The sequence below is a fragment of the Mucilaginibacter jinjuensis genome, from assembly GCF_028596025.1.
Classification (GTDB): domain Bacteria; phylum Bacteroidota; class Bacteroidia; order Sphingobacteriales; family Sphingobacteriaceae; genus Mucilaginibacter; species Mucilaginibacter jinjuensis.
Genome location: NZ_CP117167.1, coordinates 6,016,959 through 6,040,657 on the forward strand (window position 1 = coordinate 6,016,959; position 23,699 = coordinate 6,040,657).

The 23,699-nt window shown below is 42.6% G+C and carries 19 protein-coding genes; 1 reads left to right on the forward strand and 18 read right to left on the reverse strand.

Translation table 11 applies throughout. The features are described from left to right. Position 1: 1 nt before the first annotated feature. The 17 genes from PQO05_RS26070 to PQO05_RS26150 form a co-directional block, all read right to left on the reverse strand. The gene (locus PQO05_RS26070) at positions 2-1,279 is read right to left on the reverse strand and encodes an ABC transporter permease (RefSeq protein WP_273630443.1); all 1,278 of its coding nucleotides are present in this window, start codon (positions 1,277-1,279) and stop codon (positions 2-4) included. Beyond that, complete coding sequence (locus tag PQO05_RS26075; RefSeq protein ID WP_273630444.1) at positions 1,279-2,028, reverse strand: ABC transporter ATP-binding protein; 750 nt, start codon at positions 2,026-2,028, stop codon at positions 1,279-1,281. The genes PQO05_RS26070 and PQO05_RS26075 overlap by 1 nt, the downstream gene beginning before the upstream one ends. Positions 2,029-2,030: 2 nt before the next feature. After that, the gene (gene darH / locus PQO05_RS26080) at positions 2,031-3,041 is read right to left on the reverse strand and encodes a BtrH-related acyltransferase DarH (RefSeq protein WP_273630445.1); all 1,011 of its coding nucleotides are present in this window, start codon (positions 3,039-3,041) and stop codon (positions 2,031-2,033) included. After that, a complete protein-coding gene (gene DarG / locus PQO05_RS26085; protein WP_273630446.1) occupies positions 3,031-3,438 on the reverse strand; it encodes a flexirubin biosynthesis protein DarG in 408 nt (135 codons plus the stop codon). The genes darH and DarG overlap by 11 nt, the downstream gene beginning before the upstream one ends. Before the next feature lie 17 nt (positions 3,439-3,455). Further along, the gene (gene darB, locus PQO05_RS26090) at positions 3,456-4,601 is read right to left on the reverse strand and encodes a dialkylresorcinol biosynthesis protein DarB (RefSeq protein ID WP_273630447.1); all 1,146 of its coding nucleotides are present in this window, start codon (positions 4,599-4,601) and stop codon (positions 3,456-3,458) included. 5 nt (positions 4,602-4,606) lie between these two features. After that, positions 4,607-5,506, reverse strand: a complete 900-nt coding sequence (locus PQO05_RS26095) for a hypothetical protein (protein ID WP_273630448.1) — start codon at positions 5,504-5,506, stop codon at positions 4,607-4,609. An 8-nt stretch (positions 5,507-5,514) separates the two neighbouring features. Continuing rightward, positions 5,515-6,006, reverse strand: coding sequence for a hypothetical protein (locus PQO05_RS26100; RefSeq protein ID WP_273630449.1), 492 nt, complete (start codon positions 6,004-6,006; stop codon positions 5,515-5,517). A 113-nt stretch (positions 6,007-6,119) separates the two neighbouring features. Then, positions 6,120-6,851 (reverse strand): 2-phosphosulfolactate phosphatase, encoded by a 732-nt coding sequence (locus tag PQO05_RS26105; protein WP_273630450.1) that lies wholly within the window; start codon positions 6,849-6,851, stop codon positions 6,120-6,122. A gap of 168 nt (positions 6,852-7,019) precedes the next feature. Further along, the gene (gene gcvT / locus PQO05_RS26110; RefSeq protein ID WP_273630451.1) at positions 7,020-8,096 is read right to left on the reverse strand and encodes a glycine cleavage system aminomethyltransferase GcvT; all 1,077 of its coding nucleotides are present in this window, start codon (positions 8,094-8,096) and stop codon (positions 7,020-7,022) included. A gap of 37 nt (positions 8,097-8,133) precedes the next feature. Further along, entirely contained in the window at positions 8,134-9,348 is a 1,215-nt protein-coding gene (locus PQO05_RS26115) for a glycosyltransferase family 4 protein (RefSeq protein WP_273630454.1), read from the reverse strand. 57 nt (positions 9,349-9,405) lie between these two features. Then, positions 9,406-10,002 (reverse strand): ribonuclease HII, encoded by a 597-nt coding sequence (locus tag PQO05_RS26120; RefSeq protein ID WP_273630455.1) that lies wholly within the window; start codon positions 10,000-10,002, stop codon positions 9,406-9,408. Positions 10,003-10,046: 44 nt separating this feature from the next. Next, complete coding sequence (locus PQO05_RS26125) at positions 10,047-11,285, reverse strand: PP2C family protein-serine/threonine phosphatase (RefSeq protein ID WP_273630456.1); 1,239 nt, start codon at positions 11,283-11,285, stop codon at positions 10,047-10,049. An 80-nt stretch (positions 11,286-11,365) separates the two neighbouring features. Further along, complete coding sequence (locus PQO05_RS26130; protein WP_273630457.1) at positions 11,366-12,499, reverse strand: glycosyltransferase family 2 protein; 1,134 nt, start codon at positions 12,497-12,499, stop codon at positions 11,366-11,368. Further along, positions 12,496-13,455, reverse strand: coding sequence for a lysylphosphatidylglycerol synthase domain-containing protein (locus PQO05_RS26135; RefSeq protein ID WP_273630458.1), 960 nt, complete (start codon positions 13,453-13,455; stop codon positions 12,496-12,498). The genes PQO05_RS26130 and PQO05_RS26135 overlap by 4 nt, the downstream gene beginning before the upstream one ends. A gap of 78 nt (positions 13,456-13,533) precedes the next feature. Next, complete coding sequence (locus tag PQO05_RS26140) at positions 13,534-14,385, reverse strand: dienelactone hydrolase family protein (RefSeq protein ID WP_273630460.1); 852 nt, start codon at positions 14,383-14,385, stop codon at positions 13,534-13,536. A 1,279-nt stretch (positions 14,386-15,664) separates the two neighbouring features. After that, positions 15,665-15,943 (reverse strand): hypothetical protein, encoded by a 279-nt coding sequence (locus PQO05_RS26145; RefSeq protein WP_273630461.1) that lies wholly within the window; start codon positions 15,941-15,943, stop codon positions 15,665-15,667. A gap of 98 nt (positions 15,944-16,041) precedes the next feature. Then, on the reverse strand, positions 16,042-18,936 hold the full coding sequence (locus tag PQO05_RS26150) for a DEAD/DEAH box helicase (RefSeq protein WP_273630462.1): 2,895 nt from the start codon (positions 18,934-18,936) through the stop codon (positions 16,042-16,044). A 300-nt stretch (positions 18,937-19,236) separates the two neighbouring features. On the opposite strand from PQO05_RS26150, the gene PQO05_RS26155 reads away from it, so the two are divergent. Beyond that, the gene (locus PQO05_RS26155) at positions 19,237-21,135 is read left to right on the forward strand and encodes an alpha-amylase family glycosyl hydrolase (protein ID WP_273630463.1); all 1,899 of its coding nucleotides are present in this window, start codon (positions 19,237-19,239) and stop codon (positions 21,133-21,135) included. A gap of 456 nt (positions 21,136-21,591) precedes the next feature. Here PQO05_RS26155 and PQO05_RS26160 read toward each other — a convergent pair whose 3' ends face one another. Further along, positions 21,592-23,634, reverse strand: a complete 2,043-nt coding sequence (locus PQO05_RS26160; RefSeq protein ID WP_273630464.1) for a T9SS type B sorting domain-containing protein — start codon at positions 23,632-23,634, stop codon at positions 21,592-21,594. Positions 23,635-23,699: the final 65 nt, after the last annotated feature.

A 23,699-nucleotide genomic window follows, 5' to 3' on the forward strand; every position in this document is an offset into this window, starting at 1 on the left:
CCTAAATCAGGTTCTTCTTTTTTAATCCAATGTATGCTGCCAGTTGTATCAGCACGGTAATGCCCAGCAAAGGTAGCAGATTTGGGATTACATCTTTTAGTTTTCCGCCTTCTAAAAATAAGCGGTAGTAAGCCTCAATGCTCCAGTGTAATGGCGAAATCACAGCAATCGTTTTAAAACCATCCGGCATGGCAAAACTTGGCACTAACAAACCACCAATGGCTGCCAGTATGACGATAGATACCGCGCCGAAACCGTTGGCCTGCTCCTGCGTATGTGCATAAACCCCCATACATATCGCATAGCTTACCGCGCACCAACCACAAACTAAGGTTACCACCAACAGCGCAAAATAATCGCTCGGCAGATTTAAAGCTGGTAATCCAATTAAAGGGAACAACCAGATCCCCATCGAAAATATGACCGCGGCTTGCAGCACAGTAACGCCCAGGTAGGTAATTTGTTTAGAGATGAGTGCCACCATAAAATCGGTTGGTAGCGTTTTAAGGCGGATAAAGCTGCCGCTTAACTTCTCCCTAACTACACTACCACCAAGCGAAATAATGATGAAGAACATGGCAAATATCGTCCAGGCGGGTACATTGTGTTGCGAGGCATTAGGCATAATAGTACCTCCGCTGATAGACACAGGAACCTCGTTAATATTGGTCTGGTTATTCAGCAGGTCTTTCTCTAAAGCTTCGGGCAAAGGCTTTTCGTTAATGGCGAAGTAGAGTTGGCGCAGTGTTTCGCGGCTTTCAACAATTTGCAATGCACTGCGTAAAGCGCCATTGATTGAGAATCTGTACGATTGCTGCAAAATCGGCTGGAAGTACATCGTCAGCGGGTTCACCGAAATCTTCTTACTTGCAGTATCACCCTGCAAGCCGAAACTGTTTAGCGCTTTGCCCGATACGTTTTTAGCTTTAGCTGTAATCTTCTGTGTATAATCAGCCGGGATCACGATAGCCAGCAATGCATCTTTGCCTCGCATGCGGTTTTTGATGGCTTCTTCCGATTCACTCTTTGGAATGCTGATCATCTTGAACATCCCGATCTTATCGATCGATTTGATCAGCTGCGTACTCAGCTTGCCGGTATCCCGGTTGCAAACCATCATGGCAATGCGGTTCTTATTTACCAGTTGAAAGGTGCTGTTCTGGATACTGGTAACAATAACCACCAATATAATCGGCATCACAAACATCAGCGCAATCCCTACTTTATCGCGAAGCAAGATCCTGATGTCTTTAATAATGGTTGCCTTTAATTTATACATCAATCGCGGTATTGTTTGCCGGTTAAATTTAAAAACAAGCCTTCTAAAGTTGGCTGACTGTATTTTTCCATCAAGCTATCCAAGCCGCCCTGGGCAATGATCTGGCCGTCGTCTATCAAGGCTACTTCATTACACAAATCTTCGGCTTCGCTTAACTGGTGCGAGGTATAAACCAGTGTAGTACCGGCATCATTAATTTTATGCAGATAATCGATAATGGCATGGCGGGTTTGCACGTCCACTCCTACCGTAGGTTCATCCAGAATCAAAATAGCCGGGTTATGGATTACGCCTATCGCCAGGTTTACGCGGCGTTTCATCCCGCCCGAAAATTTCTCTACGGGTTGGTTCCGTACATCCTGCAAGCCCAGCACTTCCAGTAATTCGGTAGTCCGTTGGTCGGTTTGTTTTTTAGTCAGGCCTGCCCATGCACCGAAAAACTCTAAATTTTCGGCCGGACTCAGTTCCTGGTAAAAAGAAAAATCCTGTGGAACGAAGCCAAACAGCTTATTAACTGCCTTATCTTTTTTAATCCCAATGGGTTGACCCAGTAACTTAATACTTCCGCTTTCGGCAGATATCAAACCGGTCATCAAACTCATCAAGGTAGTTTTACCGGCACCATTTGGGCCGAAGATGCCAAAGCGTTCGCCTTTGGGTATTTGCAGATTCAGCCCGGCAAAATGCACCCCTGCATCTTCAGTATAACTGAAGTTGAGGTTTTGTATATCTACCGCTAAATCTGCCATGCTTACCATTTTATATTTTTCAGTTCAGTAAAAGCTTTACGTTCAATTTCGGCAATCTCCATCAGATAGTCGCCCATCTGGTTAAAATCTGCCTGCGAACCTAATCGCCCTTTATAGATCCCTGCAGCTAATACGGCCGAAGTGCGCCAAAGGTCACCTGTCTCTGTAAATTTTTCTGAACTTTTTAATAATTCGTCGTTTGGTAGAAAAGCATGTGCTTCCTGCAAAAAGGCACCATACATATAACGGAAACCGCCGCCACCTGTACCAATCTCTTCCTGCATACGCACCAACTGGGCTAAATACAAGCCTGCTTTCTCTAACCCTAAACTGTTGCGCCATTTTTTAATGCGGCCTCCGGTAAACTTAATTCCATCAACACCGGCAAACCAGCCGGGTATGTTCAGCATATTATTTACGTTGAGCTTGATGCCATTTTTAATAGCCTTGCGGATAGTATCGTCCGTAATATCTACATGTTTAGCCGGGTAATAGATTTGCCCTTTAGGCGCCAATGCGCCTTTGGCAAAACGTACCCGTTCCAACTCGTAAGTGGTCAACGTGGTCGGGAACTCCATAATCGGGTCACTGATGAGGTAATTGTCATCTTCCTTGCCAAAAACAATTAAGTTATGGGCATTGAAATGAAAACGGTACTCGCGCGGGAAATACGAAAGGTAATAAACACCAACCTGGCAACCCACAGGGCTTCCAGCGACTAAGGCATCCTGCAAATATTTCTCGGCTTCAGCTTTCGAATTGAATTTTTTGCGAACGATGGGAATACCCAGCGCCTTGCAGGTACGTTTAAATATCAACCCCGGAAATGTGCGGAATGCAATAGCCGGGCCGTTATTAACTTTTATGAGCGGGATGTAGGCGAAAAACAAACCGGCACCCATGCCAAAGGCCAGCGGCTCGGTTATTTTTGCAGCACCAATATTTTGTAATAAACTCGAAGTAACACCTGATTCGCAATGTGCAGACTGGCGGTGTACAAAATCAACTTTCATGCACATTCATGCTTTTAAGATCGGCGACCTTAACATTAAACGCCTCGGCGTATTTTTGTAATTTTTTGTCTGATAAACTATCGAACACTTCGGGCTTTAAATGGCGTTTAATTTGCCATTGCCAAAAGCCCGTATAATCGGCCAGTATGGATGCATCCATCAGCCTGTATTCCATAAAAAACAAAAGGGGGCTTGCTTCCTTATTTAACACTCTTTGTTTGGCGGTGGCTATACGCTGGTCAATATCCTGCCAGGCTAAGTCAAGGGCCTGGGCTTTAACCTCCCAGCCGCTGCTTAGTTGGGTGGTGTACTTGCCATCCTTATCGGTAGCATAGCAAACCTCGCGGGTAATTTTACCCAGCGAACCCAGATCCTGCGGAACATCTTCCTTTTTCATTTAAACACTCTTAAAGCTTACACCACAGTAAGCATTGCATACATATATGAGAAGCGTGAGCTTTCTGGTACCAGTAGTAACAACTTCTCGCCTTTTTTCAGTTTACCTGTATTAAACATTTCGTTAATCATGAGATAGATGGATGCAGCACCCACGTTACCAACGGTATACAAATTGATAAACCATTTCTCGTAAGGGATACCGCCGCCATAGATCTGGATCAGGTCGTAAATTTTACTCTTGAAGAAATTGCTCGAAATGTGCGGCAAGAAGTGGTCAATATCATCAACCGTTAAACCACGTCTTTCAAAAATCTCTTTAATTTTTTGTCCGCCCAGGGGTACAATATTATCGCTCAGCAAACCGATATCCTGTTTTACACTGAAGATCGATTTATTCATCACTTCTTCCGGTGTAAAGTCCATAAAGCCTTTCAGCGTACCATCGGCTTCTTTTTCGGCGCCCATGTACATACAGGTTTCCATTTCGTTGGCATACGATACACCTTCTATCCACTCCACACGTAAACTCAGGCCATCGGGGTTAGGCGTATCACTCATCAAAAATGCCGAAGCTCCATCTGACAACATCCAGCGTAAAAAATCTTTCTGGAAAGCGATATATGGGTTTTCGCTCAGTTCTTTAATTTTCTGAACCTCTTCTTCAAAAACATCAGAAACCAACAGACCAGAAAAACGCTCTGAGCCTGTAGCAATGGCATTTTTCACTTCGCCTGCCTTAATAGCCAGGTAAGCATATTTTAAAGCATGCATCCCGGCGCAGCATACACCCGATGGCGATACCACCTCAATCGGGCCGATCTCCGGTAACCAGCCATGCGTCATAACACCGTGGCTCGGCATCATCTGGTCGGGCGATGAAGTACCGCATGAAAGCAGTTCTATTTCTTTTAACTTTTCAGGGTCATTTTTAAATAATTCCTTAACCGCAAGGGCAGTCATCTCGGCATTGGTATGCGTTGATTTGCCACCTTTTTCTAAAGCATAATAGCGATTAGTGATCGCATTATTGCGCAGTACTATTTTTTTTGATTTGGATGGTTTATTATCGATATAACCCAAATAGGCCTCCATATCGTCGTTAGCGACAGGCTCATTCGGAAAAAAAGCAGAAGTGGCATTAATATATACCTGATTAGACATCGGTTTTAATTTAGTAGTAAGTAGTGTAGTTTTTTGTTTCGTATTCGTTTACCCGTAAATGGTCTCAGTAAAATATTGTCTAATATAAGCAGTACCGGCGCGCCCAAAAACAGGGCAATAAAAAGGTAATACTTAAAAGCAGTTGTCCATGGCAATTGGTTTTTACGTTTGATAATTACCTTGGCCCATACGCCAAAAATAACCCGGGCTTTGCCCTCAATTACCATCAGCGGGTATTTGATCTTCACCGCGCCGTCATCAACCAGTTGCTGTTGCATACCGTCCCAGTTTCCGCTGTTCAGGTGTTGTATAACGGTTTCACCATAAATTTTAGTACGTTCAATATCTGCATCGCTAACACCTGGCTTGGGGAAAATGTTTAAGTAACGCTCTTTTTTACCGCTTAGCATCCAGTAAAAAATGGTTACAAAACTAACCGGATTAGAATGCCTATCTACTAACGCAACATTGCCCACATGGTTTGCACCGGCATCGCTTAGCAGTTTCTTTATTTTATCGAAAGCGTTGAGCCACATGTTACGGCCCGCGCTAATGGTTACCACCGGGGTATCTTTGATGATGGCCTTAAACTTCTCGTCCTGTAATAAAGTACTTGACGGGATACTGGGTGATAAAAACCAGGGCTGATAGGCCAACACTACCAGATCATATTTTTCTTCCTGTAAAGTATAAGGCTGCAACGGTCGTGGGATGCCCATTACGCAATCGGGCATTACGCTGAAGAAGCGGCTGCCGGTCCAGGGGAAATCGAAATTAGTTTCGGGGTAAATCCGTACTTTTTCTACAGATGCACCGCCTACAGCCATAGGCGCTGTAAACGAGTCGATGATATCGCCCATTTGGCCGGATTGACTGTAGTATATTGCTAAAATCTTTTTGCCCATTACAGCTCTTAGTTAAAATCTTCGGGGTGAAGTACTTTAGAAGTTTTGCTATACTCTAACACCGCGTGCTGCACCACGGGCGACAAGCTTTTAAAGTGTTCTTTAATATAAGCTTTATCTACGTTGATGTTGCTGCTGTATTTCACAATTTTAGGGGCATGCTCCTGGATACCAAGGCGCAGAAAACGGAATTCGGTATTATTGCTATCGGCCATAAATGCGGTTTGAAACTTAATACGGCCGCTTTTAAAAGACCGTAGTTTATCTTTTGGCTTTTGTAGCAGCCCGCCTTTACGCATCAGTAAAACGCCTTCATAAGCCTCACGTTCATTGGCTGGAGCATTAACAACGGCATCCAACTGGCTATTAATATCATCTAATGTGCCCGAGGCCATGGCTTGATAAAAGGCCGATTTTTCGAATTTCTGGAAAAGGTTTCCGGCTTTTGCAAACCCGGCCAACGTTATTAAAAACAATAAAAAGGTGGTTCTTATTCTCATAAAGTCAATTCAGGGGCGTACCAAACATAATAAAATATAAACGACCTCACAACCGTTTATTACACGTTGCAAGGCCGCATTTAATTAGTACGACAAGTTGAATTTAGTTTGGTTTAAATTAGTTTCACCAATTTCTCTCCCTGTAGAATCGGGATGGCTGTGGTAATGTCCACATTAAGGCAGAACGCAATATCTTTTTCGATACCCAATTTGCGCATCCGTTCGCCGTGCGAAGTTTTGCTGAGGTAGGCCGAAATATCTCCTTTGGCTAACTGGTAAAGATCGAAAGCAGCAAGTGCCGGATCATCCAGGGTATAATTTCCATCTGCTATGAGATGATCAATTACTGCACCTGCAAAAGTGGTGTCTTCGAGGTTAAAATTGTTCTTCCAACCGGCACAAACCAGCAAAATGTTCTCATTTTGGGTCTTTAAAAAGTTACTTAAAGAAGTAAGGTTTAAAAACGACCCAATCACTACTTTTTTAGCTTTTCGTGATAAATGCAGCGCTTGTGTGCCGTTTGTAGTGGTTAAAACCACAGTCTTCCCAGCAACCTTTTCGGCAGTGTACGAGAACGGCGAGTTACCAAAGTCGAAGCCATCAACCACACTTCCGTCGCGCTCGGCGGCGAGTAAGTAGCCGGTACCTTTTTCGCGGTAAGCTACACACTCTTCAACCTGTGCAACCGGGATTATTGCTTCGGCACCATTTTCAATTCCGTAGCAAATTGATGAGGTTGCACGAAATATATCGATGATGACTACGATGTAGTTTTCGACACTATAAAGGGATAGTAAGGCTGGTGAAAGGCAAACCTCAAGGGATTTCGGATTTCGAATGTTCAATTTCGAATTTATTTGATGTAAATGAAAAATTTGTCATTGCGAGGAACGAAGCAATCTCGTAGCTATACAATTCGTGTAAGCATTGGCGACGAGATTGCCACGCTATCGCTCGCAATGACAAATAGGATATGTTTTAGTTTCGATTCCTGATTCTCGACTCTTGACTCTCTATTTAAAAGGCGGCTTCACAACCTCAGCCTTTACTTTATTATCGCGGATCTTGATATAAATCTCAGAACCTTCTTTGGCAAATTTATTTTGCACATAGCCCATACCAATTGCAATTTGCAGTGATGGTGATTGCGTGCCCGAAGTTACTTTACCAATGTTATTACCTTCTGCATCAACAATTTCGTAATCGTGGCGGGGGATACCGCGTTCTATCATTTTAAAGCCAACCAGTTTTTTGGTAACGCCTGAAGTTTTTTGCTCCTGCAAAGCTGCAGAATTGGTAAATTCTTTATTGAACTTGGTTACCCAGCCTAAGCCTGCTTCCAGAGGCGAAGTAGTATCGTCGATATCATTACCGTACAGGCAGAAACCCATTTCCAGACGCAGGGTATCGCGGGCACCTAAACCAATTGGTTTAATACCGAATGGCTCACCTGCTTTAAATACTTCGTTCCAGATGTGCTCTGCATTGGCGTTATCACAGTAGATCTCGAAACCACCGGCGCCGGTATAGCCGGTTGCAGATACAATTACATTATCAACACCGGCAAATTTGCCTTTGTTAAAGGTGTAATATTCCATAGAACCTAAATCGATATCAGTTAATGATTGTAATGCTTCGGCAGCTTTAGGGCCTTGTACGGCCAGTAGTGAAGTACGATCTGAGATATCTTTCATATCCACACCATTGGTGTTGAATTTAGAGATCCAGTTCCAATCTTTCTCAATGTTTGATGCGTTAACCACCAGCATGTAGGTTTTATCGTCGATTTTGTAAACCAAAAGGTCATCAACAATACCGCCGGTTTCATTTGGCAGGCAAGAATATTGCACTTTACCATCATACAGTTTGGCAGCATCATTACTGGTAACACGCTGGATGAGGTCTAAGGCGTTTTCACCTTTCAAAATAAACTCGCCCATGTGGCTTACATCAAACACACCTACCGCTTTACGCACGGTTTCGTGCTCAGCGTTAATGCCTGCGTATTGCACGGGCATGTTGTAACCTGCAAAGGGCACCATTTTAGCGCCTAAACTACTATGTATATGGGTTAAAGCTGTATTCTTCATGCGTTATTTAATAAAACGCAAAAGTAACATTTATAAGTTAGTGGTTTAATACCTGCTGATAAAAAGCCACCAGCTTATTTGTAACAACCTTAACATCGTGGGTGTCTTCAACCAATTTGCGGGCGTTAGCACCAATTTGTTTGCAAAACTCCTCATCCTTAATACATTTGCTGATGCAGTTATAAAATTCTTCGCGGGTGTTGGCTATCATAATATTTTCGCCGTGGGTATAGTTAATACCTTCGGCACCAAGCGAGGTAGAGATAATGCATTTTTGCATCGCCATACCTTCCACAATTTTTACCCGCATACCACCACTCGAGAGCAGCGGCACAATCATGATAGACTTGCTGTTTACAAACTCCAGTGCATCGTCAACCTCGCCCTGGATATAAATTTTACCCATCACATCGTAATCATCAAACTGCTCGGGGATATCGTTTCCGGCTACGTAGAAGCGTACGTTTAAATCGCCGGTAGTTAGATCGTGGTAGAATGTATTCAGAAACCATTGGATGCCTTCGCGGTTAGGCATCCAATCCAGCGAACCTAAAAAGAAAAGGCTCGGGAATTCGGTACGGCTATAATCAGGATGGTATCGTGCCATATCCAAGCCAACCGGCAATACGTTTACCTGTTGCTTAATATCGCACTCGAGCATTGTTTTTTTATCCTGATCGGTAAACACGGCAATGGCATCAAAACGGTTTAACTGGTGCAGCTCGTATTTTTTAATGCGCGATGCCATCAGTTTCAAGTACCATTTTTTAAACGGGTCGCCTTTTTGTACGGCGAGGCGTTGCCAAACCTGGTGTTCTACATTGTGTGAACGATAGATGAGTTTAGCCTTGCTATGTTTACTTGCCGCATTTAAATACGGCGCAACAAATAAACCTTCGAACTGGATAATATCGTACTGATGGATTTTCAGTTCTTCGATCAGCATTTTTTCGAAACCGTGATTAAAAAAGCGGTCTACATACTGCGCCTGGCTGTTAAACAGGTTGAGCGCAGCCTCATACATAGAGATGCCGATATTAATAGGATATGTTTTATAATTGATGCGGCTGATTAATGCCTTCGATTCATAGCCATCATCTTCCTGGTAATGGGCATGCTGTTTGGCATTGAGGGCGAAGAGCGAAACCTCGTGACCCAGATCTAAAAGGCCTTTAATTGTATTACATACCACAATAGGGTATCCGCCATTCTGCGGAAATGGGATGCGGTGTGTAAGAATAAGTACCTTCACTTGGTTTTGTTGGTTTGTAGCAAAAATAACATCCAAACCCACCCAAACAAAGCTTCTTTAAAAAATAGTTAGCTGCGGGTCTGTAACGCGGAAAGTGCGGCGATGGTATGGCGTAAAGCCTAACTCCATTACGGCATTACGGTGTTTAATAGTAGGATAGCCTTTGTTGCTATGCCAATCGTATTCGGGATGCTCATCGGCAATTTGCTTCATAAAATCATCGCGGTAAGTTTTGGCTAAGATGGATGCAGCTGCGATGCTGAAATATAAAGAATCGCCTTTGATGATACATTTATGCGGTGTGGTGCCAAATTTGTTAAAGCGGTTGCCATCAATAATTAAAAACTGCGGCTGCAAATGTAGTTTTTCGATAGCACGATGCATGGCCAGGAATGATGCATTGAGGATATTGATCTTGTCGATCTCGTTATTATCTACAACCCCAACGGCGTGTGCAATGGCTTTTTCCTCAATCTCTGTACGTAGTGCATAACGGGTTGCTTCGTCCAGTATCTTTGAATCATTCAGCAAATCATGTTCAAAATCATCAGGGAGAATTACAGCAGCGGCAAATACAGGCCCGGCCAGGCAACCACGACCGGCTTCGTCACACCCTGCCTCCAAAAATTCGTATTGATACCTGGCTAATAACATCTTTTAATTCTGATGCAAATATCCCACTTATGATCGAAAGTTTTTTAAAAAATTCTCAACGTCAACAGGGTAATATCGTCAATCGCTTTGCCTTTTATCACCAGATTTAGGTGGTCCATCAAAGTCTGATTGAATCTATCGGGGTTTAGGTGTCCGTTGTTAATTACAAACTCCATCAACTGCTCATCCTTCCAGTTAGTGTTGTTACGCAGTTCGTAATCCATCAACCCATCGGTATAATTAAATACCAGTGAAGCTGGCTCAACATCAACTTCGCCCTGGTTTATAAACGGCAGTTCCTCAAACACACCCAACATGGTTGTACCCAATTTTAATGACGAGGCTTCGCCGTTGGCATATAAAATTGGTGGGTTATGCCCGGCATTGATATAACTTAGCTTGCGGGTTTGTTCATTATACTTGGCGATGAACATGGTAATAAAACGCTCGCCTTTGGTATTGCGGATCACAATTTTATTTAAGCGCTCAACCACCATACTTAAATCATTCTCCACAGTTGCCCAGGCGCGCAAACTTGCCTGGAAGTTTGCCATCAGCAAAGCTGCTGAAATACCTTTGCCTGATACATCGGCCACGCACCATAAAATTTCGTGTTCGTTAAGGCGGATAAAGTCGAAATAATCGCCACCAATATCTTGGTGTGGCAGGTATTTAGCGCCAATTTCAACCGCCTTGTCTTTATGCAAACGCAGCGGGATCAGCATACTTTGCACCTCAACAGCAAGTTCCATTTCGCGCTGAAAACGTTCGGTTTGTAAACGTTCCCGAAACAGCTTCTTATTCTCTAATGCTACCACAATTACGTTGATAAGCGTTTGGATAAAGTTAAGGTCATTGCTCACCATATCGCCCGAGGTATTAAAATCGCCGATGAGTGCGTAGGCTAATGGTTTGTTTTTATGATGGAAAGGGATAAAATAGTAGTATTCTTTTAAAATAGGGTCGCGGTGGCCGGTAAGCACCATGGGCGATTTTACCTTGCTTAGCTTTTGGCAAGCCTTAACCAATGCCGATGCATTCTCACTTTCGCCTCCGTATTTAGATACGCACACAAACGTGTTACCCTTCTCAATTAAGAAGCGCAGCTTACCAACCTGCAGGTAATTCTTTAAAATCACCTCCAACATTTGGATAAGAACGGGCGTAGACGTGTTTTTATTGATAGCCCGGGTTACCTCTAAAAGTGAGTTTAACTCTGATTGCCTTTTAAGCAATAATCGTATTAACTCATCTTCGCCCGAACTTTGATCAACTGGTTCCATTAAGCATTAGCAATACCGTCTAAAATAGAAAATTAATTATTGTAAGCAGAAGAGTTTTTTCATTTATCAGTCTGGTTAATTTATCTAACCATCCGCCCCTTCCAGGCATACGTGCGCGAGTTGCCAATTAAGCCTACGTAAACTACATAAAATATGTGTATTGGCGATAAAAGCAGCAGCCATTTAACCAGCGACTTTCTGTTGAAAAATGAAGTGACTAACATTAAAAATATACCCTCAAACAAAATTTTCAACAAAAGCTCAAGCCCTAAAATCTTATAAAATCCGCTGTAAAAAATACCGCCTACCACATTAAATAATAGCGAAAGATTAAACAGCCAGATGCCAACTGCCAGCGCTACTATCTTTTTATCTTTATAATGGGTTGATTTTGATGCCCACCTGCGCCTTTGCTGTATAAATGCGCTTAAATCTGGCTTGGCATAAGTATAAACCACAGCCTCAATATCTTTTAAAAAACCAATACGGCCCGGGTATACCTTAGCTACTTTTTGCAATAACAATTCGTCATCGCCCGATGCCAGGTTATCTATGCCTTTAAAGCCGCCTACTTCGTAAAACACATCTTTACGATAAGCAAGGTTTGCGCCATTACAGGTTGATGCCCGGCCGTTGCCAATAAAGGCGGCGCCAATACCAATCAGGAATGAGAACTCCAGTGTTTGTAATCGCTCAAAAAAAGTTTTCTCATGAAAATAAGTAACAGGCGAAGAGATCATAACCAGGTTATAGGTTTCGTAATAACCCACCACTGTGGAGAGCCACTTGCTGCCCATGCGGCAATCGGCATCTGTAGCTACCAGCAGATCGCCTGTGGAGCGGGCAATGGCCTCTGTTATAGCTTTCTTTTTATATGAATTTAATGCCTGGTCTTCCTTTAATTGCAGCAACTTTACGCCCCGGTTGGCATAGCTTAAAATAATATGGGCGGTATTGTCGGTAGAGTGATCGTCGACAATTATAATTTCAGTCAGCTCGTGCGGGTAATCCTGCGCCAGTAAGTCATCAATGGTTTCGGCTATGTTATCTTCCTCATTACGGGCAGCAATAAGTACGGTTACTTTTGTTTTAAATGGAGATGGATCAGATAATTGCGGACGTTTTAGGGCACTCCATCCTTTAATAAGATAGGCCAAAACCAGCAGATACAACCCGGTTAAAAGAAAAGAAATGAAAGTGTAAAAAGCGATCAAAAGAACTTCATTTTAAAAACAAATATAGACCCTAATATAGCCGGAACAATAAGGTTGATAAACCAGATTGAGGAAACGGCTGCAATTACGGCTACCTGCTGATTAGTAATATAGGCGAAAAACATGGTAGCGGTTGCCCCGCGAACCCCCACATCAAGCAAGTCCAAAGATGGTAAAATAGACTGAACAAAGAATAAAATAAGCACCATCATTACCATCGGCAGCGGCTGCATTTCGGGCACTAATAAATGAAGTATCAGGTAATATTGAAAGGTAAAAACAGCGAAACGGGCCAGGCAATACAGCATGATCCGGTCAAGCTCGGCCACTTTGTACCGGTTCATAATTTCGAAGAAACGGTGATATTGTTTCAGAAATTTAACGCTATTAAGCACCGATACCAGCCAGCTGATATTAAAATAGAAGATAAGCAAAAGGCTGATAACCAATGCGCCCAAACATACCGCAGCCAGGTACATCCAGATTTGCATGTGTAAAAACGTATTACCGAACCAAAGCAGGGCAATAATACCCAGCACATTGGTAATAACCATTTGCCCTATTGAACCCACAGCCATAGAGAACACGCCGTGGATGCGTTTACGTGGCGGTAAAAACATAACACGGCCACCATACTCGCCCAGGCGATTGGGTGTAAAAATAGCCCAGGTTAAACCGCAGAATACAGATTCGACAGCCTGGTAGACTGTAATTGGCGATATTACGCGGGTAATGTACCGCCATTTTAAGGATTCCAGAAACCAGTTAAGCAACATCAGCAGCACCACCAATACCAGTACAAAAACTACCTCGTTGCGGTTTAGCGCTTCAATAAGCCTTCTAAACTGGGTTAAATTAGCATTGTTGTTTACCTTACGATAAATGAAGGTAAACGCCAGTATCAGAATAGCAGCCTTTATGAGGTATGAGAATATTTTTTTTGCGGCGCGGGTCAAATGCTGAATTTTGGTACAATGTTACAAAAATAGAGCAAGCCCTAAGGCCTGCTCTACCAGTTCTATATTTTTATGACATTATTTTAAACGTGCCTTCAGGAAAGTTAGTGTATAACCGTAAGCTTCTTTAGTGGCAGCACTATCATAAATAGGGCTGCTTGGATTGGCAAAACCATGGTCGGCATCATACTGGTGTACGTATAATTTTTTACCGTCAGTTTTCATATCGGCTTCAAATTTGGCAACCACTTTAGGGTTAATCCATTGGTCTTTATTGGCAAAATTACCCAGCACATCGCCGTGCAGCGTTTTCAATTTGGCCAGATCCTGCTCGGGCATGCCATAGTACATTACACAGGCTACAGTTTGGTTGCCGGCCAGCAAAGCGCTTTGCAAACTCCAGCCACCACCAAAGCACCAACCTAATGTAGCGATATGCGCTTTGGGGCCTGCATAGGCAATTGCGCCTTTAATAATGGCTTCTGCCCTATCTTCGTTTACACCCTGCATGTATTTACCGGCTTCTTCGCGTGTAGTGGCTACTTTGCCATCGTACAAATCGAGGGCAATCACGTTGACGTTACCAATGTCGTTATACAGTTTTTCCGACTCCTTTTTTACAAAATCATTAAGGCCCCACCATTCATGGATTACAATGAGGTAGTTATTAGTTGGGGTTTTAGCTTTCAGCTCATAAGCTGCTGACTCTTTACCATCAGGCGTTTTGTAAGTAATTACCTGCCCGATACTGCTCTGGAAATGAATTTTAGATGGGTTAAGGTGTGCCATTCGAAAATCTTTGTTTGATGCCAGCATGGCAAATTGCTGCGTAGAGCTTGGCTTGCCGCAGCACAGCACTTTACTTTTGGTTTGGGCAAAACCCATTAAACTGCCCGCAATTAATAGCGTAAGTAGAAATAGCTTTTTCATAAAAATGATTGAGGTTATGTTTATACAAATAACGCGGCAGGATGTTTAATGGTTGCCGAAGAAAAAGAATCGTTGGGAAAAGAATCAAGAGACAAGAACCGAGATGCCAGGGGAATACTTAACGAATATTGGCCTGCCCTTATCCTTCGACGGAGCTCAGGATGACAACGCTCGATCAAGTTAGATTAGAATAATATGCGAATACCCGAAAGGCGCCATGCTGTCCAAAGGACTCCTCCGGAGAGGTTACTCGAAGCATGGTGTGTTGGGCTTCAACAATTATTTATTGAAGTGGAGGATTAAACTCGTGCCGTTGTTGGTGTTGTCACCAACAACTTTTATGATTGAAGCGATAATATAATTGGAGAGAGGAAGACTTCCGTCCATCCGTCATCCCGAACTTGTTTCTTATTCGCCGTTGTTGGTCTTGTCACCAACAACTTTTATGATGATTGAAGTAGTTTATATAATTGTTGGTGAAAACACCAACAATGGCGCAGAGTAAATGTGTTTGATTTTTTAGTTATTAAACTTTGCTGCGATAGTTTTAACTACTAAAAATAATGGAGCTGCCTGTGCTACGATGCCTGCTATAACGATTGAAGTATTCATGATTTCTAAGATTTGATTGGTTAGTAAAAATGGTTAACTGGTTAGTTGTTGAATTTTGCTGCGATAGTTTTAACTACTAAGAATAAAGGAGCTGCCTGTGCTACGATACCTGCGATTACGATTGAAGTATTCATGATTTCTAAAGTTTGAATAGGTAATTGATTAGTTGTTGAATTTTGCTGCGATAGTTTTTACCACTAAGAATAATGGTGCTGCTTGTGCTACGATACCTGCGATTACGATTGAAGTGTTCATGATTTTTATATTTTAAATGTTTTAATTAATGTTTGATGTATAGGTTAAGGCAACATCAATGCCGATCGTGAATAAATCTCAAAAATGGCCTCTAAACAGGCATTAAAGCTATTTTTAACGAGTGTGGAATATTTCCCCAAAAGAAAAACCGGGGAAAAAGTTGTGGAAATGGGGAATTTGTTACTTGCATACGGTGGCGTTGCAAACGCCGGGAAGTGTGCGCACGCGATATAATCGCGCGCGAGTAATTACGCCATGAATTTGTATTCTGTTAATTCTTTAATTCAGAAAATTCTGGTTCAAGACATATACCACAGAAGATTCTTCGCCATCGCTCTGAATGACAAATAGATCAATAAACAAGAAAGCCCCGGAATAAATCCCGGGGCTTTCTTTAAAGATATCGTTAAACTTAGTTTACTTTTATCTTATCTGCAGTTTTGAGATAACTCTTTTTACCACTTTCTGACAAAGTGTACTGTCCGCCTTTAGGGCCAACATATACGGTTCTTCCCTGTGCGTCTTTTCCAATCGCTTTATCAGTCGATTTGTTTACGCCTTCGGTAACAGTTTTTGTAGCAGTGGTAGTTTTTGTTTTGGTTTCCTTTTTCAGGGAATCAGTTTTTTGCGCAAACGTATTTGCACTTAACAGAATAACGCCAGACAGCGCCAATGCGAATAATTTTTTCATTGTGATAAGAAATAAATTTGGTTTAAATTATTACCCCAAGAAACAAATAAATATGCTTTTATCAAACATATTTTATCTTTTTTAATTCTCAAATTTCCCTATTTCAATATCTCCCTGATATCATCAGCAGTAAGCGTTTTAATAAAGCTTTCTTCGGTGGTAATCAATGCCCGGGCAACACTTAGCTTACGTTGTTGTAGTGCCAGGATCTTTTCTTCAACCGTATCTTTAGTGATAAATTTGTAAATGAAGATATTTTTAGTTTGCCCGATGCGGTGCGTCCGGTCAATGGCTTGCTGCTCAATGGCTGGGTTCCACCACGGGTCGAGGATGAAAACGTAATCAGCGCTGGTAAGGTTAAGGCCGACCCCACCAGCTTTTATCGAGATCAGGAACACGCTGGTTTTTTCATCTTCCTGGAAATTTTTTACCACATCGCCACGGTTTTGGGTGCTGCCATCAAGGTAGGCGTAAGCAATATCATGCTTATCCATATAATCGCGGAAGATGCTTAACTGCTTCACAAATTGTGAGAAGATGAGCACCTTATGCCCAGCCTCCAACACGTTGCTCAGCGTATGTACCACATCCTCAAACTTACCCGAATCGCCTTCGTAAGTATCATCAATCATAGATGGGTGGTTGGCGATTTGCCGCAGCTTGGTTAAACCCTGCAACACCTGGATCTGGCTTTGTACAAAAGTACCATTCTCCAACCCTTGCAGTAATTCATTGCGGTATTCCGATTTTACCTTTTCGTAAACCTCGGCCTGCTCCTCGCTCATCTGGCAATAGAACAGGTTTTCGGTTTTAGGTGGCAGCTCGGTAGCTACCTGCTCTTTAGTCCGGCGGAGCACGAAAGGTTTGATAAGGGTTTGCAGTTTATGCGCCTTTTCTTCGTCTTTCTTCTTCTCTATCGGCGTTACAAACTCATCGAGAAAATACTTTTGAGAACCCAGCAATCCCGGATTAATGAACGACATCTGCGTCCACAAATCATTCACCGAGTTTTCTACCGGCGTACCACTCAATATCAGTTTATAACGCGATTTCAGCTGCTTAACCGCCTGGTACGATTTGGATGACGGGTTTTTGATATTCTGGCTCTCGTCCAAAATCACGTAATCAAAAAAGAAACCCTTGAGTAATTCAATATCAATGCGGCTTACGCCGTAGGTAGTTACAATCACATCATAATTGGCAAACACATCGGCATGTTTGTAGCGGAATATACCTGTATGCACCATCAGCCTCAACTGCGGTGTAAACTTTTTAGCTTCATTTATCCAGTTATAGATCAACGAAGTTGGCATAATAAGCAGCGATGTGCTCTTGGTTCCGCTTTCCTCGGCCTCTTCTTTGTTTTTTTGCAGCATAGCCAAAGTCTGGATGGTTTTACCCAAACCCATGTCATCGGCCAAGCAACCGCCAAAGTGGAATTTCTTCAAAAAGTGGAACCAGTTATAACCAGCCTTTTGGTAACTGCGTAAGCTACCGTTAAAGTTTTCGGGCATCGGCATATCTTCCAGATCGTCAAAGTCGGTCAGTTTTTGCAGCTTACGGCTCATAGTTATACTGGCCAGTTCGCCTTCGGCCAGTTCATTGATGAGGCCGATGTGGTGTTTCTTTAATTTCAGGTCCTTGCTACCATCACTAAAATGGAGCAGGTTGCTGTATTGCGAAAACCATTTTTCGGGGATCACCGCAATCTCACCTGACGGTAGTACGAACTCTTTCTTGCGGTTGAGGATATGATTACGCAGATCAATGAACGGGATCTGGTACGGTCCGAAATAAACGACAGCATAAATATCGAACCAGTCGTTACGCTCGCTTACCTGTACATCTATTTTGCTGCTGCCAAATAAGTAGCGTTTATTGCCTTCGGGCTGCTCGATCAAAAAGCCTTCTTCCTGTAATTTATCGTGGTGTTGGTTTAGCCATTCTAAAACAGAGAATGAGCGGTCGCCCTCTTCTCCATTGGTATCAACTTCGAGATTCTGAAATAATGACGATGCCGGTTTTAAACCCATTTCTTCCAACAACTGCAGTTTACCTTTTTCCCAGGTAACAGAGCGTTTAATACGGTGAAAAAGGTAGTCATCGCCATGATGCTCAATCCGTACCGATACCGTACGGCCATCGCCATAAGGGAAAATATAACCGGCATACCTGAAATACAGTTGTAGTTGCGACGTGCCGCCATCCACAATAATGGGTTTCAGCATGGGCACGGCATCGTACTTTTCTGTATTAATGGTGAAGCCTTCTGCATGCACGTGGTGCTTCTCAATCAGTGGCGCAACAAAACGCTCCATGTACGATTGTTCTGATGTACGCGGGATAGCGATGTACCGCTTATTTAAAAAGGGCTGTAGCTTTTTACCCTCAATATCTTTCTCGAAGTAATATAAAGTATCATCCAGCAGCAACCAGGCCGGGTGGTTACAAACAATTTCGGCACCTTTAAACATGAACTCTATCTTCATGTTCTGGTACTTGATGGTAGGGTAATATCTAATCTCGGTTTCGTTGCGTTTGAAATGGAATAGTATAGTGGCAGGCTCTTCGGCAATGGTGAGTTTACGGCCCGCCGGGTACCCCTCCTTACTCATCAAATAAATTTCTTTATCGCGGATGGTATTGAGCACATCAGCCATTTTCTTCTCAATCTTCGGCCTTATTACATCAAACATCGTTTCATTAAATACCTTGGCAAAAAACTCATACGGGCGTATCGGCTTTTTGTAGTATTTTTTGATGATGTTGCCTTGCTCAATATCTTCCAAGACTTTAATCAGTTTAAAATCGCTTTCGTTTAAACAGTTGGCAAATTCTGATGCAGTATTAGAAAAAAGGCGTTGGTAAGTGAGCGAAAATTCGCCGTTGGGATTAAGCTGAACAATGTGCGGCTCAATAACATAAGACAGGTACTCGTGCCTGGCGAGGGAATAAATAATCTGGCAGGGTTTGGTACTGTCTACGCGCAACATAAATTTCAGGTAAAAAATTTATGTAAGCTAAGTAAGAAAAAATTCAAACGTAGTTAGAAATTATAGCAAGTAAAAGCATTTAGGCCATTTTTTTTGTAAACAATGTTAATAACTTGTTATGTCGAAAATTTATTTCGCCCAAATAAATATTTGATTTAACATTTGCAAAATATCCGGATTAAGCGCTACTTTTACTAAAACCAATTATTAAACAACCATACTATCAATATTTTAAAGCACACAAAAAAGTCTTTTTACAATTGAAATATGGCCTCTAATACTCTTAAAACCCCATATTAAATGAGAAACATTTACGTGTTGCTGATGGCACTGCTTGTAATAGGCGGTACCGGATGCAAGAAAAAATCTTCTTCTGACGATCTTTCCGGGAACGTTACCGGGAACGGTACCGGCAAAGATGTGCCTACCGGAACTAATGATGGTGTTACGTTTATTAACAGTGGCAAGTCGGCCATTTTTAATTTGTATGCACCCAATAAAACTTCGGTATCTGTAATCGGTGATTTTAATAACTGGCAGCCTACCGCCATGACCAAATCAACCGACGGTACCCGCTGGTGGGTACAGGTTGATAACATCGACCCTACTAAAGAATACGCTTATCAATATTACATCGACAATACCATTAAGGTAGCCGACCCCTATACCGAAAAGGTACTCGATCCGGATAACGACAGCAGTATCCCATCAACCGTTTACCCTAACCTACTGGCCTACCCTGCTGGCAAAACAACCGGCATTGTAAGTGTAATGCAGGGCAGCCCGACAGCTTACAGCTGGAAAAATGCAACCATTACCCGCCCCGATCCTAAAAACCTGGTAATCTATGAACTGCATGTTCGTGATTTCATCGGCACACATAGCTATAAGACTCTAACTGATACTTTAAATTACATTGCCAACTTAGGTGTTAACGCTGTTGAGCTAATGCCGGTTAACGAGTTTGAAGGCAATGATTCATGGGGTTACAATACCAACTTCGGTATGGCGCTCGATAAGTATTATGGCACTAAAAACGACTATAAAGCTTTTATTGATGCCTGCCATGCTAAAGGCATTGCGGTAATTCAGGATATTGTTTTGGAAGATCAGTTCGGATCATCACCAATGGTGCAGATGTATGCAACTGCAAGCGGTTCGCCATCAGCAAGTAACCCCTGGTTCGATACACAGAATATGCACCCCGATGCGGTTGGTTACCAGATGAACCACCAAGCTGCAGCCACACAATATTATTTTAAAAACGTGGTGAAATACTGGATGCAGGAATATCACATCGATGGTTTCCGTTTCGACCAGGCTAAAGGCTTTACCCAAAAACAATCGACTACAGAAGATGCCTGGGCTGCTTATGATGCAACACGTGTAGCTTTATGGAAAAGCTATAATACTTATATCAAAAGCCTCGACCCTAATTTTTATGTGATCCTCGAATACTTTTCTAATAATCAGGAAGAATCTGAACTGGCCGCACAAGGCATGATGAGCTGGACCAATTTAAGCACACCTGCACAACAAGCTACCATGGGTTACCCAAGCGGACCAAGCTGGGATTTGTCGGGCTTGTTTTATGATCAATATGGATTTACCAACCCTTACGGACTGGTTGCTTATTTCGAAAGCCATGACGAAGAGCGTACCATGTTTAAAAATGAGGCTTACGGCAATGCCAGCGGCAGTTACAGTACTAAAGATATCCCTACCGCACTAAAACGCGAAGAGGCTTTAGCGGCATTGCTCATTTCATCACCCGGACCGAAAATGCTTTGGGAGTTTGAAGAACGCGGCTACGACATAAGCATTGATAATGGCGGCCGTTTAGGCGATAAGCCACCGCATTGGGAATATATGAATGATGCCAATCGCCATCACCTATACGCTACCTACTCGCATTTAATTAAATGGAAAACCAAGAATGCAGTATTTAGCACTACTAGCTATAAATACAGTTTAACCGGCGCTATAAAATGGGCTGCCTTAACCGGCACAGATAACAATGTGGTTATTGCAAGTAATTTTGATGTAGTTAATCAAACCGCCACAGTTACCTTTCCGTCAACAGGTAACTGGTATGATAATATTACCGGCGCTGCTATTAATGTGCCATCAACAGCATATAGCCTAACACTTGCACCGGGTGAATATCATGTTTATAGCAGTACTGCACTGAAGATGTAATTCTGCGCCATTGTTGGTGTTGTCACCAACAATCATAAAATATTTCAATTAAACAAAGTTGTCGGTACAACACCAACAACGGCGGAGAGAAAAGAAGTTTAATTATATAAATGAATTAAGCGTTTGTCATTTCGAACGAACCGGTAGGGGATTGTGTAGTTGGGGTGAGGAGAAATCTTTTGCGCCCAGCTTTAAGGTGTACAGTATAAGATTTCTCTGTGTCATTGTTGGTGTTGTCACCAACAATCATACGATATTTCAATTAAACAAAGTTGTTGGTGACAACACCAACAACGGCGGAGGAACGTATCATCAACAGCCTACAGCATTACACTTGCGCCGGGTGAGTACCATGTGTTTAGTAATACGGCGTTGAAGATGTAAGATAGTCCGAAAGTCCGTGAGACGGAAAGTCATATAAAAGAAAGCCAGGTTGTTTGCAACCTGGCTTTCTTTTTATCTAACAATTAATACCCAACCTGCTGGTTTGGGTAAATTATCATCCTGTAAATCTATTATATAATAATATGTCCCCACCGGTAAAGGGCTGCCATTATAAGTACCATCCCACGCAGTTGAACCACCTTTATTTTGAAATACCTGCTGGCCGTTTCGGTTATATACACTTAGTAAAGCATTGGGGTAAGTGATCAGGTTTTTAATCTCCCATTTATCATTAATACCATCACCATTGGGCGTAAATGTATTGGGTATGGTTAGTAGTTGATAAACCCTTACAAACACATCGCTGGTACTTTCGCCGCAGATTGTGTTTGATACTACATGTAGGGTATAAGTTATATCCTGCGGGGGTGTGGCAGTTGGTGTTAAAGAAGTGCTGGTGTTTAAATAGAGATTTGGTGTCCAATAGTAATTTACCTTATCCCCTTTAGCAATTCCATTTAGCTGTGCGCTTTGGCCGGCAAATATTTTGATAGTTTGCCCGGCATCAGCCTGTGGTTTTTTTAAAACGTTTACGGTGATATGTGTATAGGGTGCTACATCGGGGCAGCCGCTATTACTTACAGTTACCTCATAGGTGGTGGTTACAGCCGGGTTCGCAATAGGGTTCGCAATATCATCATGATCGAGCCCTATTGCTGGGACCCATTTATAGGTGGTTGCATTTTTTGCATCGACCGACAGTTGGGTTACATCGCCCTCACAAACATCAACATTTGTGGCACTTGTTGAATTTATAGTTGCCGGTAAACTAACATTCACGATAGTATGTGCAAAAGTAGAACACCCATTTTTAGTTACCTTAACCGTATATACACCATTTAGGGTTGGATCGCCATTATAACTAATAAAAGGGCTGCTTTCTGTTGATGTAAAACCACTGGGGCCGCTCCATTCAAAAGTGGGGTCGCCGGCCAAGCTCAAACCCTGCGGATAAACGGTAATAACGTCCAAACTTAACTGCACAGGATAACCTATACAACCGCTGGTTACTGCATCAATTTTAAGAACCGGGTCGGGATATACATTAATTGTTAACGGATCTGAATAAATACGGCAACTCTCTGAAGTGCTTGTACCGGCTAAAACACCAACCCGGTACTGGTAAATACCAATAGCCGCATTGGGGATGCTAAGCGGCAAACTGGATGTTTGAGCGCCGGGAGTAGTCACATTTTGCCAGTCGCCATAGGTTTCGTTTCTAAACTGCCATTGATAACTTGGGTTAGTATAACCTGTTTGCTGAGATACCAGTGTATAATTGATATTGGTGTTTTCGCAAACGCTTTTTGGTGTAACATCTCCTATCACATTAAACCCGTTTGTTATCATTGGCCCGCAGGGGCTGAGGGTAATATCATCCAAGGCGAGGTCGTTCCCGTTGCCATTTCCGTATGAATTATTTGCAATCTCAATAATTACGTCAGCCCCATCAACAGGTGAGGTAAACAATGTTCCCACCGGTATCCATTGCGGTAAATCTGTAGCCTTTAAATTACCAGTATTAATGGATTTGATAATGGCCTTAGTCGTCGCATCCCTGATATTGAACGTTATATTTGGTTCTACATAACCCTGGGTGCTGGGCAAATCGCGCAATATGTTCATTATAAAAGCTCCGAAATAATAGGTTGTTCCAGGGCACAACGTATTTCCAGGCACTCTCTCTGTAAAAAATACATCAGGCTGGGCCCCGGCATTAATAATCATCATATAACCGTGCGGGTCTCCGGTATGGTCTTGATTAAGAGATTGCCACGTGCCGCCCTTACAAGTAGGCCCCATAACTGATTGCAGCGTATACATACCTGCATCCGGGTGATTTGGAACTAAATCGGGACCGCCGCAATTATCAGCAAAATAATACAGGTCTGTAACGCCATCAGGCAGAGCGGGACCGGGCTCATAAAGTGTACCATGCCCAAATGTTTCACTAAATGCAGGTGCGCCCAAATTACCTGTACATTGCTGCGCACAAACAAATTGTGCACAGGCAATAAATATTGCAATTAGTAGAACGGTAATAAATTGGCGCATTAAGTTTATAAGCGTAAGGACACGCGGTTTGTAAAAATAGCAATTTCATTCATTGATGAAACATT

Bases quoted from the DNA above. Each gene is read 5' to 3' on its own strand.
- PQO05_RS26070 (WP_273630443.1), bottom strand. From the start codon at position 1,279: ATGTATAAATTAAAGGCAACCATTATTAAAGACATCAGGATCTTGCTT.
- PQO05_RS26075 (WP_273630444.1), bottom strand. From the start codon at position 2,028: ATGGCAGATTTAGCGGTAGATATACAAAACCTCAACTTCAGTTATACT.
- darH (WP_273630445.1), bottom strand. From the start codon at position 3,041: ATGAAAGTTGATTTTGTACACCGCCAGTCTGCACATTGCGAATCAGGT.
- DarG (WP_273630446.1), bottom strand. From the start codon at position 3,438: ATGAAAAAGGAAGATGTTCCGCAGGATCTGGGTTCGCTGGGTAAAATT.
- darB (WP_273630447.1), bottom strand. From the start codon at position 4,601: ATGTCTAATCAGGTATATATTAATGCCACTTCTGCTTTTTTTCCGAAT.
- PQO05_RS26095 (WP_273630448.1), bottom strand. From the start codon at position 5,506: ATGGGCAAAAAGATTTTAGCAATATACTACAGTCAATCCGGCCAAATG.
- PQO05_RS26100 (WP_273630449.1), bottom strand. From the start codon at position 6,006: ATGAGAATAAGAACCACCTTTTTATTGTTTTTAATAACGTTGGCCGGG.
- gcvT (WP_273630451.1), bottom strand. From the start codon at position 8,096: ATGAAGAATACAGCTTTAACCCATATACATAGTAGTTTAGGCGCTAAA.
- PQO05_RS26120 (WP_273630455.1), bottom strand. From the start codon at position 10,002: ATGTTATTAGCCAGGTATCAATACGAATTTTTGGAGGCAGGGTGTGAC.
- PQO05_RS26125 (WP_273630456.1), bottom strand. From the start codon at position 11,285: ATGGAACCAGTTGATCAAAGTTCGGGCGAAGATGAGTTAATACGATTA.
- PQO05_RS26140 (WP_273630460.1), bottom strand. From the start codon at position 14,385: ATGAAAAAGCTATTTCTACTTACGCTATTAATTGCGGGCAGTTTAATG.
- PQO05_RS26145 (WP_273630461.1), bottom strand. From the start codon at position 15,943: ATGAAAAAATTATTCGCATTGGCGCTGTCTGGCGTTATTCTGTTAAGT.
- PQO05_RS26150 (WP_273630462.1), bottom strand. From the start codon at position 18,936: ATGTTGCGCGTAGACAGTACCAAACCCTGCCAGATTATTTATTCCCTC.
- PQO05_RS26155 (WP_273630463.1), top strand. From the start codon at position 19,237: ATGAGAAACATTTACGTGTTGCTGATGGCACTGCTTGTAATAGGCGGT.
- PQO05_RS26160 (WP_273630464.1), bottom strand. From the start codon at position 23,634: ATGCGCCAATTTATTACCGTTCTACTAATTGCAATATTTATTGCCTGT.